We start from the raw sequence: 16908 nt of genomic DNA, 5'->3' as shown, positions 1-16908 counted from the left end.
GGTGGAGGTGGGACTGTGTCGAAAAGGAAAAGAAAAACCCTGCCTATTCGGCAAGGGGTTGCTGTAATATTGGCATTATTAGGATTCTTAACGTTATTGGGGGAATTAGGATTTACCTCAGTCGGTAAGGCTATTTATAACCTGATGAAATATCCTCTTGGGGAAAAGGTTTGGCTTGCGCCATTCATATTTTTTGTTTTGGCCATTGGTGTATGGGCGTCTGCACTTTTTGGGCGGAAGCAGAGTTCCAGGCCAAAGGGAAAACAATCTTATTCTCGAGGAAGAACTCGAGAAAGAGAAAGAGCAAAAGGAAAGAACCTTCAAGAAGAATTTGTGGAAGAGAGTTTCTTTGATCAAGGTATTGAGTTGCCAAAAGGGAAGCTCGTCCCCTTAAAAGGGTTTAAAGAATACTTCTCCTCAGATTTAGATCTGAAGCCTATGGAACCTTTGGTAGAGCTTGATGACTTGGGCAAGGATTTTGATACATACTTCAAAGAAGGTAGAGATATCTCGTTTAAACCCATTGGAACCCGCCTAACAACAATACAGGGATTCTCAAGTTATTTTGATGAAGTAAGTTCCGAAATACAAGAAGAGATAAGGAATAATGAGCCTTCTTTTCCTAGTAAACGCCAGTGGGAAAAACCGGACATAACTGGTTTTGATTCAGATCATTACCCGGGACAAGTAACCCAGTTGATAAAGAACGAGGGTAGAATACCCCAAGGGGTTTCCCCTGAGGAACGCGCAGCCTTACTTGGAAAATCCCTACATACTCCTTACCATAGCCTTGAATCATCTCTGGAAAAACCAAGAATCGAAGGACTTCACAAAAAGGAAAACCCGAAAGTCCTCCAGGAAAAGATGGAGTCTTTCCCAGGAACTACTGAAGATCCCTTTTTAAGCTCGGGATTAGTGCGCAGTATGGCTCCAAGCCAAATTAAGAATGAAAGTACTAAAAAAATAGAAATTGAACCGTTAGAGAAAATTCCCGCCTATGAAGAAGCACCTCTTCCTGAAGCATTTCTTCCTTCAAGAGAAGAATATATGATTCAAGAAGAGCTTACCTCACAATCTGAAGAGACGATTGAAGAACAGGAAGAATTTCTAGCAGCGACAAAAAATAATCTTTCTGAAGTACCTGCAATTAATCCAGAAGGAAAAGCGGTTAAACTTCAAAAGGAAAACGAAGAAGATAACCCTACTGAAAATAGCATAAAAACCACGGAGGCATTGAATAAGGCCAAGGTTTGGAGTTTACCTTCCTTTGAGTTGCTGGATCCTCTTCCTCAAGTTACAGTGGTTCATGATCAGGATACTCAAAAACATCTGGAGAAGGTGCTGGAGGATTTCGGAGTTCAGGCTAAGGTCATCCGCGTAGCTCGGGGTCCCGTGATTACTCGTTATGAGTTGGCTCCTGCTCCCGGAGTTAAGATCAGCCGCATTGTCAATTTGGCAGATGATATCGCGTTGGGGCTAGCTGCCCGGGACGTGCGAATTGAAGCGCCGATTCCAGGAAAGTCCGCTATTGGCATTGAAGTTCCCAATAAACACCCTAGGGCTGTTCCTTTCCGTGAAGTTCTGGAGACACCGGAATTTAAGGAAGGGTCTGCTAAGCTTCGAATTGCTTTAGGTAAAGATATTGGCAATCAGTCTATTGTGGCTAATTTAGCCAAGATGCCTCATTTGTTGGTGGCCGGGGCCACCGGTTCAGGAAAGAGCGTGTGTATTACCGCCATCATCAATTCATTGCTCTTTAATACTTGTCCTGATGAGGTTAAATTCCTTATGGTGGATCCCAAAATGGTGGAATTGAGTATTTATAATGGGATTCCTCATCTTTTGGCCCCTGTGGTAACAGACCCCAAAAAAGCTTCAGCCGCATTAAAATGGGTAGTCAAAGAAATGGAAACCCGGTATGAATTGTTTGCCGCTTCCGGAGTACGGGATATTGAACGGTATAATCAATTGAAAGCATCAGAGACTGGTCAAGAAAACGACATCAGGGCTAATCATACTGTTCCGGCTATGCCCTTGATTGTGGTTATTATTGATGAATTAGCAGATTTGATGATGGTGGCAGCTGATGAGGTGGAAGAATCCATTTGTCGCCTTGCTCAGATGGCCAGAGCTGCCGGAATCCATTTGGTCATTGCTACCCAAAGACCTTCAGTAGATGTCATCACCGGGGTGATTAAAGCTAATATTCCTAGTCGGATTTCCTTTGCGGTAAGTTCACAGATCGATTCCAGAACCATTCTCGACTCGACCGGGGCCGAAAAGCTCTTGGGAAGAGGAGATATGCTCTATTCCCCACAAGGCATGAATAAGCCCATGCGGGTTCAAGGATGTATGGTTGCAGACGAAGAAGTTCAGAAAGTGATAGCTCACTGGAAGGCTCAAGGGTCACCTGAATATCTGGATCCGGAAGGATTTCTAAGTGCAAACCCATCGGGAAAAAGTGAGGGCGCCGGACCGGATGATGAGCTTTTTATTGAAGCAGGTCACCTTATCATCAATACAGGCATGGCTTCCGTCTCCTATTTGCAAAGAAAGTTAAAGCTTGGCTATGCGCGTGCTGCCCGTTTGATCGATTTGCTTGAGGATAATGGGGTGGTGGGGGGGTATGAAGGGAGTAAACCTCGTCAAATCCTCTTGACTCTTGAAGAATTTGAAGAGCGGTTTGGTTAATTTTAATATGTGTAATGGATAAAAAGGAAGAAGCTAAAGGGATTCTTCCTTTTTGTTGTTGTGTTAAAGGGATAAAGAGAAAAAGACAGGTAATACTAAGGATAATTCAATACAGACTGGTGTTAGGAAGGAGTAAGATTATGAGCATTCAACTAAAATGTGATGCGGTAAATTGCGTGTATAATCGTAGTCGCCTGTGTTCGGCCGATGAGATCGAGGTTCAAGGAGGAGAGACCACGGGTGGGGATGCTACTTTCTGCGGAACCTTTAGCTCGAAAAGTCTCGGTAATTTTATCTCTTCATTGGGAAATATGAATTACAGTGAGACTTTAAAGCAAACGGTATCAGGAGAACCGGTAATGGACCCTAAAGTTCACTGTAATGCAGTGAACTGTACCTATAATACCGATCAATACTGCCATGCTGACCACGTTGAGATTCGCAATGAAGTTTCCCAGGCGGCAGAAGAAACAGAATGTGAAACTTTCTATCCCAAAATGGGTTAAATAAAAGGATCCTCTTTTGCTTTACTACAAAGCTTGCCTTATTCGCTGGCAAGCTTTTTGGTATGTAAGAGAGTATTAGTTTCTTTATGATTTGCTGTATAATAGAACCATTAAGGTTATGGATGACTTAAGCTCACAAGAGGGAAGAGGAGTGTCTATGAAAGGAATATTTGTTTTCGTTGCGCTTTTTGGGGGGATGATGTTAGGGATTCAGACCCCTATTAATGGGACTTTAGGAAAACGAATCGGAGGAATTGAAGGAGCACTGATTTCTTTTGCGGTGGGTTTGATCTGTCTATCTCTTGCGGTACTGTTTTTTGGCAAGGGTAATTTTAGCCAAGTTACCCATGTTCATAAAGTATGGCTTATAGGAGGAGCCCTGGGTGCAATAGGTGTTACCTGCTCTATTCTGTCGGTGCAAAGAATTGGGGTAGCGGGAACTCTGACCGCTGCCGTTTTTGGTCAAATTCTTACGGGGATAATCATTGATCATTTTGGTCTGCTTGGAGTCGCTAAAACCCCTCTGGATCTCTCTCGAGCTTTGGGTATTGTACTGATGGTGGGCGGCCTTTATCTCGTATTGAGACATAATTTATAGGGAAGCTATAATTCGATATGAGGGTACATATATTAAAAAGTATGACAATTGAACTGTCAGATTTCAAGGAGGGGTTAGCTTTTGAAAACCCGGAGCACTATGATATGGATCTCATTGATTACATTAGCCCTTCTTTTTAGTCTTGTTTATTTATGGTATGCTCTTTTCCCAGGTCAAATACGACCTGAGGCTGTCCGGTTTTTTGGTGTGGAGCAAATCGAACAAGGTCGGGATTATAGTAGAGGAATAAGAATCTCATACATCCTAAACTTTATAGTTCAGACCCTATTCTTACTTTGGATTCTGGCCTCGGGACGAGGAAGCCGTCTTTCCCGGGCCTGTGAACAGTGGGCTCAAGGGCGAAAATGGTCAGGATATCTCGCTTTTTACCTTGTGATCTGGTCGTTGCTTGCCCTTATCCGTCTGCCCTTTACTTTTTTCAGCGGCTTTTATTGGCAAGAGCTTTGGGGTTTTTCCACCCAGAGCTTCCCATCCTGGTGGGGGGATTTTCTCAAAGAATCCTTGCTGGACCTTGTACTGGGCGGGGTTGGTGTTTTCTTATTATTTTTGGCGTTTCGTAACTGGCCAAGAATCTGGTGGTTAATCTGTGGGATTTTCTTTTCCCTGTGGCTTGTTATACAAAGCCTTTTCTGGCCTGTTTTTGTAGCTCCTTTATTTAATCATTTTCAACCTATTGCAAACCCCGAAATCACCTCCATGGTCAATGAGTTGGCTAATAAAGCTGATTTAGCTATTGATGAGATGCTTGTGATGGATGCCAGTATAAGAACAACGAAGGCTAATGCTTACTTTGCCGGAGTCGGGGAGACAAAGCGGATCGTTCTTTACGATAATCTGCTCAATCAATACCCTAAGGAAGAGATTAAAGCTGTGATCGCTCATGAGATGGCTCACTGGCAAAAAGGACATATAGCCCGGGGACTTTTCCTAGGAACTTTGGGAAGCTTTTTAGTGTGGGGGGGAGCGTACCTTGTTCTCCGACAGGAAATGTCCAGACATCATGTTCCCCCTCTGGTTTGGGCAGTTTTTCTATTATTCGTAGTATTAGTTAACTTTGTGAGTGCTCCTCTTCAAAATTCTATTTCCCGCCAAATGGAGATTGAAGCAGATCAGACGGCCGTCTTACTTACCGAGGATCCTCAAGCGGCAATTCAGCTGCAGATGAATCTGGCTCTGAAGAACCGTTCTGATTTATCTCCGCCAAAGTTTATAGAATGGTTTAGCTATACTCATCCTTCAGTGCTGACACGAATCGAAAAAATAAATGAAGTGGGTGTACCCTTCCCCCTAAAGTAAGTTTCCTATATACTTAGACTAATGATGACTTGCATTGGTGCTCAAAGAATGGAGGTTGGAAGATGGACTTTTTAGTTGTGGATTTTGAATTTTCAGTTCCCCGAAGTTATGGTAAACCCAGAGCCTGGTTTCCAGAAATCATAGAAGTAGGGGCCATCGTCCTTGATCCTAACGGCAAATTATTAGTGGATAAGACCTTTAATGCCTTTGTAAAGCCCCGCTTTTGGCCACGTTTGGCCGAAGAAAGCTATGGGATTACAGGAATCCGCCAAGAAGACGTGGATCAAGGAATTCCTTTGGAAGAGGCCATTCGGCACCTGCAGAAATTGGTACTCCATCAGGAAACGACTATAGTGGCTTGGGGAGATGCGGATCGTAAGATTTTGGGTAGTGTATGTGAAAAGTATGGTTTAAAATACCCCTTTATCTGGGATAACTATATTGATTTAGCAGAGCAATATAAGCATTATCGCTCTCTTGACCATTTGATTTCTCTAAAGAGGGCCATTGAAGAAAACGCTATAGAACAAATTGGGATACTCCACTCTGCCCTGGATGATGCTATAAATGCTGCTCAGGTTATGGCGAAGATAATGAGTGAAGGATGGGCAGTTAAAACCAGTGAACAGACTCATGGCTTTGAAGAAAAAAGAATTGCAGATGCAGCTCCTCGGAATAATTCGAACATTATTGTCTGAGAAGATGAGAGCAACGCATAAATCTAAGGGTGTTCGTAAAGGCTATTTTCAATAATAGGAGATTAAGCTGAGACTTGAGTGAAAGTAAGGACCAGCAAACTGACGAGCTGGGGGTAAAACTATGTCAAAAGTCATTATTGTTGAAGGAAAAACTGATAAAGAGCGACTCCATGAGGTATTAGCCGAACCCGTTGAGATACTGTGCAGTTATGGGACGATGAGTTATGAAAAAACTGAAGAATGGGCGACCCAACTTGAAGATTCAGAGGTGTATCTTTTGGTGGATGCTGATGATTCCGGAGAGAAAATCCGCAAAAACCTCAATCAGGTACTTCCAAATATCCATCATTTATACACTCATCGCATGTATCGCGAAGTGGCCACGACTCCTCTCGATATACTGGCTCAAGTTTTAGAACATGCCCATTTTAAGGTCAAGGAAATTCGAGCGGAGGAAGAATTTTTTTAAGGTTGACGGTTGTCGTGAGGCAACCGTCATTATCTTTGTGTCGGCTGTATTATTCATGTATTCTATATACTCGTGTCGAAAGGAAGGAACTTGTCGACTTTACAGCGAATCATAATAAAATCTTTGTGAAATTATAAAAAATCTTAAGAGAATAGGTTTTCACAGCATAATATAGCATTAGGTCCGGTTGGATTCACCTATGGGAAAGGAAGAAACACTCATGCATGATATTGCCAAGGAACTTAATGAGCAGATAAGGGCAGAAAATCCTTATGTATACGAACTGCTCTCGGATTTAGGAAAGAATTTATATTATCCGAAAGGGATATTGACCCAGACTGATGAGGCTACAGAAAAAGCCTATCGCTTTAATGCGACAATAGGTATGGCAACTGAAAAAGGGCAACCCATGTTTCTGCCGGTTATACAAGAGACCTTGTCCGAGTATAATCCTCAAGACATTTATACTTATGCGCCCCCTGCAGGAAAACCCTCAATTAGGGCTGTCTGGAGAGAAAAACTGTTTAAAGATAATCCCTCTTTACAGGGAAAGACCATGAGTCAACCTATTGTGACCAACGCCTTAACCCATGGTTTGAGTATTGTAGCGGACCTTTTTTTAAATCCACAAGATGTATTAGTGCTTCCTGATAAGATCTGGGGTAATTACAGTATGATTTTTGGGACCCGTAGGAATGCTAGATTACAAAACTTTACCTTTTTCACTGATAAAGGACAATTCAATACCCAGGGTATGAAAGAAGTTCTCTTGGCACAAAAAGAACAAGGCAAGGCTGTTTTGCTTCTCAATTTTCCGAATAACCCAACTGGTTATACACCTATTGAGGAAGAGGCCCAAGCCATTGTGGAGGCTTTACTGGAAGTAGCGGAGCAGGGAATTAATCTGGTGGTTTTAAGCGATGATGCATATTTTGGACTTTTCTATGAGGACTCTATTAAAGAATCCCTTTTTGGAAGACTTGCCAATATCCATCCACGTATCTTAGCAGTTAAGGTGGATGGCCCGACAAAGGAAGAGTATGTATGGGGATTTCGGGTTGGTTTCATCACTTTTGCGGATTCAAGCTCGGTGGTTTGCAATGCACTGGAGAATAAGACTAAGGCTATAATACGTGGGACGATCTCTAATGCCTCCCACCCGGCACAAACGTTTGTCCTTCACGCTTTGGAATCCCCTGATTTTATAAAGCAAAAGCAAGAGAAGTATAAGATTATGGAGGGCCGGGCTTTAAAGGTCAAAGAGCTATTAAATCGCGGTGACTATCAAGATCTTTGGGACTATTATCCTTTTAATTCCGGCTATTTTATGTGCTTAAAGCTTAAAGGAGTAAAGGCTGAAGAATTGCGTCTGCATTTACTCCACAATTATGGAGTGGGCGTAATCGCTTTAGGTGAATCAGATATTCGAGTGGCCTTTTCTTGTGTGGAAGAAGAAGATTTGGAAGAATTGTTTACATTGATTTATCAAGGAACGAAAGATTTAGCATAGTCAGGAGTATTAAGTCTTGGACAAAAAACTACGTGTTTCTGTTCGGACCCTGGTTGAATTCGTCTTACGACAGGGTGATTTACAGATGGGTTTCATGAGTGGATCCAGGATGGTGGAAGGAATCTATGCCCATCAGTACCTACAAAAGGAGCGGGGAACAGACTATCAGCCTGAAGTGACTCTACGGACAATGGTGCATCAGGATGGTTTTAGCTTAGAAATCCATGGGCGAGCAGACGGGATGTTTAGAAATGAATCGGGAATTGTCATCGAAGAGATTAAATCCACATCCCTGGACTTGGATCTGATTGACGAATCCTATAATCATTTGCACTGGGCGCAAGCTCAGTGCTATGCTTATATAGTGGCAAAGCAAGAAGAATTGGCTCAGGTGCAGGTTCAGCTAACCTATATACAGTTGGAGACCCATGAACTTAAAGAATTCAGGAAGTCCTTTTGCAGAGAAGAACTGGAGTTCTTCTTTAGGGATCTTGTGGATCGGTATTGTGCCTGGGCTAATCGACTTTTATCTTGGACCGAGCAACGCGATAAGAGCATCTCCCGGCTTGAATTCCCCTATCCTACCTATCGTAAAGGCCAAAGAGAGCTGGTTGTGGCAGTATATAAGACGATTAGAGAAGGGAATAAGCTTTATGCTCAAGCCCCTACCGGTATTGGCAAGACTTTAGGGACGATTTTTCCGGCTTTAAAAGCTCTCCTAGTAGGGCAAGAGCCCCCCATTTTTTATTTAACGGCTAAAACCATCACCCGCACCGTAGCTGAGCGCTCTCTCCTTATGCTCCAGCAACAAGGGCTCTCTCTTAAGAGGGTCACTCTTACGGCTAAAGATAAGGTATGCTTTTGTCCCGAGAGGGAATGTACACCGGAAAATTGCAGCTATGCCAAAGGATATTATGATCGCTTAGGGCCAGCCCTGGAGGATATTTTTCAGAGCGATATTTGGAATCGGGAGCAGATTGAGAACTATGCCAAAAGCTATTCCATCTGTCCCTTTGAATTTTCCCTTGAACTCACTAATTGGGCTGATTTAGTTATCTGTGATTATAATTATGTTTTTGATCCAAGAGTGTTTCTCAAGCGCTTTTTCCTTGAAGGCGGAGACTATACCTTTCTAATTGATGAAGCTCATAATTTGGTGGAGCGGGCACGGGAAATGTTTTCCGCTGAATTAAACAAGGAGGAATTCCTCCATCTGAAGAATCTTGTAGAGGATGAGGAACCGGTTCTTGGGAAGAGGCTCCAAACGGTCAGCAAGAATTTTTTAAAATTTAAAAAACAAGGTCTTGAGGTGGAAAAAGACGCCCCCACATCCCTTTACTCTTCCTTGGAGAGGGTGGTGAACGAAGCGGAGAAGTTTTTTAAGAAAGAGGAAAATCCACCTTGGAAAGAGAAACTAACGGAACTGTACTTTAATATTCAAGCCTTTCTGCGAACCGCAGAAAGCTATGATGAGCATTACGTTACGTATTATCAATGTCCGGAGCAGGATGTTCGTGTTAAACTCTTTTGTGTTGATCCCTCCAAACAACTGGCTCAGGTCTTAAACAAAGGGAGAGCAGCCATTTTCTTCTCAGCCACCTTAAGTCCTCTGGAATATTTTATTCAGATTTTGGGGGGAGAGAAAAAGTCTTATAAGCTGCAATTACCTTCTCCTTTTCCTCCCGAAAATCTTTGCCTTATGCTTCAGAAGCAAATATCCACCAAATACACTCATCGTTCCCTATCTTTGGATTCAATCGTCGATGCTATAACTCAATTTGTTGAGGGTAAAACAGGAAATTATTTGGTCTACTTTCCCTCTTATGAGTATCTTGAGCGGGTTCAGGAAAGGCTTCTCCAGGTCCATCCCGAATTTAAGGTTTTGCCTCAAACTACAGGGATGACCGAAGAAGATAGGGAGGAGTTCCTGCAAGCTTTTCAGGAGGACCCTCAAGAGAGTCTGGTGGGATTGGCCCTGCTTGGGGGAATCTTTGGAGAAGGAATCGATCTTACTGGAGATCGCTTGTCCGGAGCTGTTATCGTCGGGGTGGGACTACCTCAGATAGGAGCGGAACGGGACATTATTCGTGCTTGTTTTCAAGAACGCTATGGCCAAGGGTTTGAATTTGCCTATATGTATCCTGGGATGAGTAAAGTACTCCAAGCCTGTGGGAGAGTCATACGAACAGAACAGGATCGGGGAGCAATACTCTTAATAGATGAAAGGTTTACCCGCTTATCCTACAAGCGGCTTTTTCCTAAGGAGTGGAATACTATATACACGCTACAGGACAATAGCCGGATTTCTTCGCTATTGAAAGCCTTTTGGGGATCATCATGAAAAGGGGAGCGGGTGTCACTGCTCCGTAAAGGAGTTGTAAGCGGATTCCAAGAAAGTCCTTAAAAAGCCCAAAATGGGAGCTGAATAGACCTATGAACGTAGCTTTGCGCACAAAAGGGAACGGCCTTCACTGTGTATAAGGCTGCTAAGGCTTCTGCTTCGCTTCACTCACCTTTCTTTAAGCGGAGGAGCGACCGGGTCAACGAGGCTTTCTTAACGTAGCGTAGCCACTGGTTGCTTGGACATGGAGGTCCTGATGCCGCGGGCACATGGACGTGCAGGAGCGGCCACATGCAGAAAGCAGTGGGGTTTGGCGTCGAAAGTGTCCAGTGGACAGTTTCGCTCAAGGCGGCATTCCCCAAAGAACGCTTATCCGCCGCAGATGCTGTTAAGAAAGCGAGTTGATCAGCTCTGGAGCTATAGAGTACGTGAGCTCCGATGAAGAAAGCCTCCAGTGGAGGGTTTCAGGAGCTCACGCCCGAAGGTTCATTGTGAGTAAAGCTACTCGATCCGGACGACGCTTTTCATCCATTGCAGGTGCAGTGGCATGGCCGGTTACCCTGCAAAAGTAAATGCTAAGGAGGGATGGATTATCGATAAGCTGGATCAAGAGAAGGGAAGAGAAGAGGACTTTTCCTCTTCCTCGGAATACGATGGGGCGGATCAAGATATTGTTTATCAGGATGAATATTCTGATGAACAGTATCTTGACGAACAAAACAAAACATCCAAGACAGGGAACAAAAAGGGTTTATGGGCTGCAGCAGCCTTCGCCATTCCTTTGTTGACGAAGGGGAAATTTATTATCATTTTCCTATTGTCTAAATTCAAGTTTCTCTTCGTCTTTCTTAAGCTTAGTAAGTTTGCCACCACTGCGGTGTCCATGGTGGCTACGATCTGGATCTATGCCGTATTTTATGGCGCTAAATTTGCCTTGGGATTTGTAGCGTTACTCTTCATTCATGAAATGGGTCATTACTTCACAGCGAAGCGGGTTGGCTTAGCCGTATCGGGCCCTGTGTTTATTCCTTTCGTGGGTGCATTAATCGGTATGAAGGAAAACCCAAAAGATGCGGTGACTGAAGCTCAAGTCGGTTATGGCGGTCCCCTTTTTGGGAGTCTGGCTGCTGTGCTGTGCTTGATGCTCTACTGGTTTACAGGGTATGAACTGGCTCTGGCTCTCGCTTATGTCGGGTTCTTCCTTAATATTTTCAATCTTCTTCCTGTTCATCCTTTGGATGGAGGGCGAATTGTTTCTGCAGTCTCCCCCTATCTATGGCTCGTGGGAATCCCTGTCTTGATCTATCTCATGATTAAGTCCTTTAACCCTATCCTTTTGATTATCGTGTTCTTGGGATTAGTTCAAGTCTACAATCTATGGAAAAAGCGACATGATCTATCAGCCTATTATCAGGTGCCATTGAAGGAAAGAGTACAGTTTGCCATTCTTTATTTTGGCTTGGTAGGTTCCCTTGCCATGGGGCTAACCTACACCTTGGAACTTCTGGCTTAGGTTAAATGACTGAGTGAAAAGGGATCTGGAGGGATAAACTAAATAGAACCTGGGATTGGGAGGGATTTTCTATGGAGAAAAACCAAGAAAGACATGAAAGCCTGGAGAATCAAGAAAGCGTTATTATGAGCTTCTTTTATGATCAAGAGTCACCCTCTGGTGTAGGATTTGAAACGATCGAACTATTATCTCAACGGGAGGATACCCTTTGTCTGGCTATGGATTTAGCTACAAAGATTAGCGATAGCCTACCTGAAGAAGCCAAAGAAATTATGGCTGAAGAGGGCATACCTATATATAGGATTTTCACAGATCGTAAAGGTTTTTGGGGCGAATGGTGTGATACGGAAGCCTTGAGTGTGGAGCAGGAAATGAACAGACTCCTGGAGAAAATCGCCTCGGATCTTGAGCAGGCCGCTCATTAAGGCCTATTGCCTCTCAAGTCATCCCTATGGTAACATTGAAGAAAAAGTAACAGGTGAGGAATATTTTTTATGGGGACCCAAAAACCTAAATTTTACGCTGTCCGTGCCGGTCGGGATAAGGGAGTGTTTTCTTCCTGGGAAGAGTGCAAGAGGGCCATCCATGGCTTTTCTGGAGCGGTCTACCGATCCTTTACCACATTAGATGAGGCCCAGGCATGGTTCAACGGGGAAACATTCAGTAACCCGCTAAACACAGAGGATCACTCCTTTATAGCTGAATATGATGTATATACCGACGGAAGCTATGTTAATGGCCAATATGCCTGGGCTTATGCTTTTGTTAAAAACGGCAAAGTCCATTATGAAGATGCAGACGTGGGTAAGAACCCTGCTGCGGCGACCATGCGCAATGTGGCAGGGGAGATTGCTGCGGCTCTCTACGCTGTAAAAAAGGCCTCTCAGCTTGGGGTCAAAATCCGTATTCTTCATGATTATGCCGGAATCGCTTTTTGGGCTACAGGAGAATGGAAAGCAAAAAATGAATTTACCCAAGCCTATGCCAAGATGATGAATCAGTATCGGGGAATCTATAGCTTTGAGAAGGTTAAAGCCCATAGCGGGGATGAATTTAATGACTATGTGGACATGAAGGCCAAGAGTGTCTTGGGTATAGCAAACTAAAATATTTAAGCCTACCATAGGGTGGGCTATTTAGTTGGGGGTTTTAAGATGAAATTCGAAGATTTTCCCTATTCACGTCCTGATATGGAAAAACTCAAAGGAGAATTTAAAGATCGGCTTGAGAAGTTTAAGAGAGCAGAACATTTCCACGAGCAAGACCGTATCTTCATGGATATCAATCGCTTACGCGGAGAGTTTGACTCCATGTCCCAAATTGCTTCAATACGCCAAACTATTGATACCAATGATGCCTACTATGAGCGGGAACAGGAATTTTTCGATGAGAATTTGCCTATCTACCAGGGATTAATCTCTGAGTTTTATCAGGTGTTGATCGACTCCCCATTTCGCCAGGAATTAGAACACAAATGGGGCAAGCAACTCTTTCGTATTGCCGAACTAACCCTAAAGACCTTTATACCTGAAATTATTGAGGATTTACAAGTGGAGAATAAACTATCCACTGAATATACTAAGCTTATTGCCTCGGCTAAGATTTTCTTTGAAGGGGAAGAGCGTAATCTTTCCGGTTTAGGACCCTTTTTACAATCCACCGATCCAATCCTTCGGAAAAGAGCCAATGAAGCGAAATATGCTTTTTTTGAAGAACATGAAGAAACTTTGGACACTATTTATGATCAGCTTGTTAAGGTTCGGACACGAATTGCTTGGAAGCTGGGCTACCCCAATTATGTGGGATTGGGCTATGCACGGATGCTACGCTCAGACTATGATTCGGAAATGGTGTCTAATTTCCGTAAACAGGTTCAAGTAGATATCGTACCTATAGCTTCGCGTTTACGAGAACGTCAACGGAAGCGCCTAGGCTTGGAGAACTTGTTTTACTACGATGAAAAAACAAGCTTTAATTCAGGTAATCCCAAGCCTCATGGGGAACCGAATTGGATCATCGAGCAGGGAAGAAGGATATATAAAGAATTATCAACAGAGACTGAGGAGTTCTTTGAATATATGGTGAGCCATGAGCTTATGGATTTGGTCACCAAAAAAGGGAAGGCTGGTGGGGGATATTGTACCTATGTCAGCAAGCATCAAGCTCCTTTTATTTTTTCTAATTTTAACGGAACTTCAGGAGATGTGGATGTCTTGACTCATGAAGCGGGTCATGCCTTTCAAGTCTATTCCAGTCGTCATCACACTCTCCCCGAATATCAATGGCCCACCTACGAATCCTGCGAAATCCATTCTATGAGCATGGAGTTTTTTGCCTGGCCCTGGATGGAGCTTTTCTTCGAAGAAGAAGCAGATAAATATCGTTTTCATCATCTCAGTGAAGCTCTTCTCTTTATACCTTATGGAGTGAGTGTGGATGAATTCCAGCATTTTGTCTATGAGAACCCCGATGCCACTCCTGTACAGAGAAAAGCAGCCTGGCGTGGAATCGAGAGAAAATATCTTCCCCATCGGAATTATGAAGGCAACACATATCTTGAGGGTGGAGGGTATTGGCATCAGCAGGGGCATATCTTTGGCAATCCCTTCTACTATATTGATTACACCTTAGCTCAGATTTGCGCGTTTCAATTTTGGCAGAAATCCCGTATGGCTTCTCAGGAAGCCTGGCAGGATTATTTAAGCTTGTGCAGAGTCGGGGGCAGCATGTCCTTCCTGGATCTAGTGGATCTGGGTCATTTGATTTCTCCCTTCCAAGAAGGATGCATTAAATCTGTCGTCGAAGTAATTAATCAATGGCTTGAGCAGGTGGATGACAGGAAGTTTTAGTGGGGGGGAAAGCATGGCAAGTTTAGAAGCTTTAGGAACAAGTAATATATGGAGACACCTTGGTATTTCCATCGTTACCAATGATCAAGGGAAAAAAGGTGTTAAGATCACCAATACGGATGTGCTAAAACAAGTTCATGGCAATGTACATGGAGGCATCATCGCCACAGCGGTCGATGCTGCTATGGGTGTGGCTGTCAATGAAGTGATAGGTCCGGATCACTATGCGGTGACAGTTGAGTTGAAGGTAAACTATCTTCTACCCGTTGCGGATTCAGATATTTATGCTTATGCCAACCTTGTCAAAGAAGGCAAACGGCTTTTTATGGGGACAGTTGATGTCTACGACGAAGACGATAATCTGGTGGCTATCGGTTCTTCGACCTTTACACTCATTACTCGGCGTGAGAACTGACTTTAAGAAGGAGCAGATATGTTTATTTCCTGCAGCGGAGAGAAAACGATCGTGGAAGTACCGGAACAGGGTTCAGCGGTAATTGGTGGGTATTGGACCCCTGAATCAGGCAAAGTTAAAGGGCCCATTCATTTAAAATGGGAAAAGGGGAGAGTGAGCTCTCTTTGTCCATGTTCCTCAGACACGGAGTGCCCAAAGGCTTATTCAGAAGAATATTTTGCCTGGCAACCCTATCTTCTCATGCCAGGCTTTATTGATAGTCATGTGCATTTAGCTTTGGATAGCATTGATTTTTACCAATGTCTCGAAAACTGGCATAACCCTTCTCTGATGGAGAAGGGGATTCAGGATACTCTTCTCCATTATTTAGGGTCAGGTGTTGTTGCTATCCGGGATGGTGGTGATTTACCGGGTTTCGCCTGGTGCGCCAAAAAGCGAATTGAAAATGGAGAGTGGCAAGGCCCCAGGGTGGTTTCAGTGCGGGAAGCTGTAGCTCGGCTTGGCATGTATGGACGCTTTCTTGGACGAGGTTTCCAAAGCATACAGGACTGGCACCGGGCTAAAGAAGAGTTTTTCCAGCAAGGTGCAGACCAACTCAAAGTAATCGGCACTGGAATTATATCCTTTAATCAGTATGAACAGGTTGGACCAGTCCAATGGAGTGTGGAGGAATTGAGGGAATTAACCACCTCCGCTCATGCAAGAGGAATCTTGGTGATGGTCCACGCCAGTGGGGAAGAGGGAATCTTCAGAGCGATTGAAGCAGGAGTGGATTCCATAGAGCATGGATATTATATGACTTCTGAGCACTTAATGCAGATGAAAGCCCGAGGTATCGCCTGGATCCCTACGGTTGCCCCTATAGGTAATCTCTTAAAATACCCTTCAGACAGATACTCCGCCCATGAAATGGATACCTTATCTAAAATAGTAAAAGGTCACCTTGCTCGGATTAAGGAGGCCTATAATTCTGGTGTGCGCTTGGGGATTGGTACCGATGCGGGAGCCTATACAGTACCCCATGGTGACTCATTTCTAGATGAAATAATTTGGATGGGGGAAGCTGGAATCCCTGAAGAAGAAGTCTATCGCCTTGCTACTCAAGAAAATGCACGAATCTGTGGATTGCCTGAGTATGGAAAACTGGAAGTTGGTATCCCTTTAAACCATCTTCAGTTAAGAGATTTATAAGGAATTAATGTAGAACACTTTACATTATATAATCACTTTTAAGTTGATTTGGTATAGACTGTATGAAATGCTTATAAGATGAGGTGGGTCATTTGTTAATCATCGGGATCAACGGTAGCCCGAATGCCAAGGGTAATACGGCATTTTTAGTTGATAAAATACTGGAGCAGGCGAGCACCCTTGGTGCCCATACGCAATTGATTCAAGTTGCTGAATTAGTCAATTCTGTAAAACAGCCCTTTTGTGTGGTTTGTAGTAACCCTTGTACCGGGGCATGCTACAAGGGAACACCGCTTGAGGAAGGGTATGAACTTTTGCGAAAAGCAGACGGCGTGATCATAGGCAGCCCTACTTATTTTGGTACAGTGACAGCTCAATTGAAAGCATTTTTTGATAAAACGAGAAAGCTAAGGAGGGAATTCTGGCTCTATAATACAGTGGGTGCCGGGGTAACCGTCGGAGGCTCAAAATATGGTGGACAGGAAGCGACTATAAAAGCACTCCATGACATTATGCTGGTGCAAGGAATGGTGATTGTGGGGGATGGATTTGGGGAAAAAGATGCAGGGCATCATGGAGTTGTGGCACATCGTCCTGCAGACCAAGATGAATTTGCTTTGGAACGGTTACAGCTTCTCGGTAAACGATTGGTCCAGGTGTGTGATGCCACCCAGTCTATACGAAAGAGCTGACCTGCTTTGAAAGTTGTAAGGGAAATGAAGTTTTTACGCTTATCGAGAAATTTGTAAATCAATATAGGTTTATGGATCTAGAATAAAAAGATGACCCGGGAGCACCTCCCGGGTCATC

The 16908-nt window shown here is 43.7% G+C and carries 15 protein-coding genes; all 15 read left to right on the top strand.

The features are described 5' to 3' along the window. Positions 1-15: 15 nt before the first annotated feature. The 15 genes from DESPCE1_RS0111755 (at position 16) to DESPCE1_RS0111680 (ending at position 16790) form a co-directional block, all read left to right on the top strand. Positions 16-2691: a DNA translocase FtsK gene (locus DESPCE1_RS0111755; RefSeq protein WP_019850583.1), complete on the top strand. Its 2676-nt coding sequence runs from the start codon at positions 16-18 to the stop codon at positions 2689-2691. Between the two features lie 140 nt (positions 2692-2831). Further along, on the top strand, positions 2832-3197 hold the full coding sequence (locus tag DESPCE1_RS0111750; protein ID WP_014794223.1) for a DUF1540 domain-containing protein: 366 nt from the start codon (positions 2832-2834) through the stop codon (positions 3195-3197). Between the two features lie 157 nt (positions 3198-3354). Continuing rightward, positions 3355-3795, top strand: a complete 441-nt coding sequence (locus DESPCE1_RS0111745) for a DMT family transporter (RefSeq protein WP_014794222.1) — start codon at positions 3355-3357, stop codon at positions 3793-3795. Between the two features lie 81 nt (positions 3796-3876). Beyond that, positions 3877-5112, top strand: coding sequence for a M48 family metallopeptidase (locus DESPCE1_RS0111740; protein ID WP_019850582.1), 1236 nt, complete (start codon positions 3877-3879; stop codon positions 5110-5112). 62 nt (positions 5113-5174) lie between these two features. Next, positions 5175-5810: a 3'-5' exonuclease KapD gene (kapD, locus tag DESPCE1_RS0111735; RefSeq protein ID WP_014794220.1), complete on the top strand. Its 636-nt coding sequence runs from the start codon at positions 5175-5177 to the stop codon at positions 5808-5810. Positions 5811-5931: 121 nt separating this feature from the next. Further along, the gene (locus DESPCE1_RS0111730; RefSeq protein ID WP_019850581.1) at positions 5932-6279 is read left to right on the top strand and encodes a toprim domain-containing protein; all 348 of its coding nucleotides are present in this window, start codon (positions 5932-5934) and stop codon (positions 6277-6279) included. Positions 6280-6499: 220 nt separating this feature from the next. Continuing rightward, complete coding sequence (locus DESPCE1_RS0111725) at positions 6500-7789, top strand: aminotransferase class I/II-fold pyridoxal phosphate-dependent enzyme (RefSeq protein ID WP_014794218.1); 1290 nt, start codon at positions 6500-6502, stop codon at positions 7787-7789. A gap of 16 nt (positions 7790-7805) precedes the next feature. Beyond that, positions 7806-10130 (top strand): ATP-dependent DNA helicase, encoded by a 2325-nt coding sequence (locus tag DESPCE1_RS0111720; protein WP_019850580.1) that lies wholly within the window; start codon positions 7806-7808, stop codon positions 10128-10130. 547 nt (positions 10131-10677) lie between these two features. After that, the gene (locus tag DESPCE1_RS0111710; protein WP_019850578.1) at positions 10678-11643 is read left to right on the top strand and encodes a site-2 protease family protein; all 966 of its coding nucleotides are present in this window, start codon (positions 10678-10680) and stop codon (positions 11641-11643) included. A gap of 71 nt (positions 11644-11714) precedes the next feature. Beyond that, positions 11715-12068: a hypothetical protein gene (locus tag DESPCE1_RS0111705; protein ID WP_014794215.1), complete on the top strand. Its 354-nt coding sequence runs from the start codon at positions 11715-11717 to the stop codon at positions 12066-12068. A 69-nt stretch (positions 12069-12137) separates the two neighbouring features. Beyond that, the gene (locus tag DESPCE1_RS0111700) at positions 12138-12749 is read left to right on the top strand and encodes a viroplasmin family protein (RefSeq protein WP_019850577.1); all 612 of its coding nucleotides are present in this window, start codon (positions 12138-12140) and stop codon (positions 12747-12749) included. Between the two features lie 48 nt (positions 12750-12797). Beyond that, a complete protein-coding gene (locus DESPCE1_RS0111695) occupies positions 12798-14492 on the top strand; it encodes a M3 family oligoendopeptidase (RefSeq protein ID WP_019850576.1) in 1695 nt (564 codons plus the stop codon). 13 nt (positions 14493-14505) lie between these two features. Further along, positions 14506-14907, top strand: a complete 402-nt coding sequence (locus tag DESPCE1_RS0111690) for a PaaI family thioesterase (protein WP_014794212.1) — start codon at positions 14506-14508, stop codon at positions 14905-14907. An 18-nt stretch (positions 14908-14925) separates the two neighbouring features. Continuing rightward, positions 14926-16098 carry an amidohydrolase family protein gene (locus DESPCE1_RS0111685; protein WP_019850575.1) on the top strand — a complete coding sequence of 391 codons (1173 nt, stop codon included), beginning with the start codon at positions 14926-14928 and terminating at the stop codon, positions 16096-16098. A gap of 92 nt (positions 16099-16190) precedes the next feature. Beyond that, positions 16191-16790, top strand: a complete 600-nt coding sequence (locus DESPCE1_RS0111680; RefSeq protein WP_019850574.1) for a flavodoxin family protein — start codon at positions 16191-16193, stop codon at positions 16788-16790. Positions 16791-16908 lie beyond the last annotated feature (118 nt).

The organism is Desulfitobacterium sp. PCE1 (assembly GCF_000384015.1).
GTDB classification, from domain to species: domain Bacteria; phylum Bacillota; class Desulfitobacteriia; order Desulfitobacteriales; family Desulfitobacteriaceae; genus Desulfitobacterium; species Desulfitobacterium dehalogenans.
Note: the sequence above shows the minus strand (reverse complement) of the source record. Positions and strands in the feature narration are given on the sequence as shown.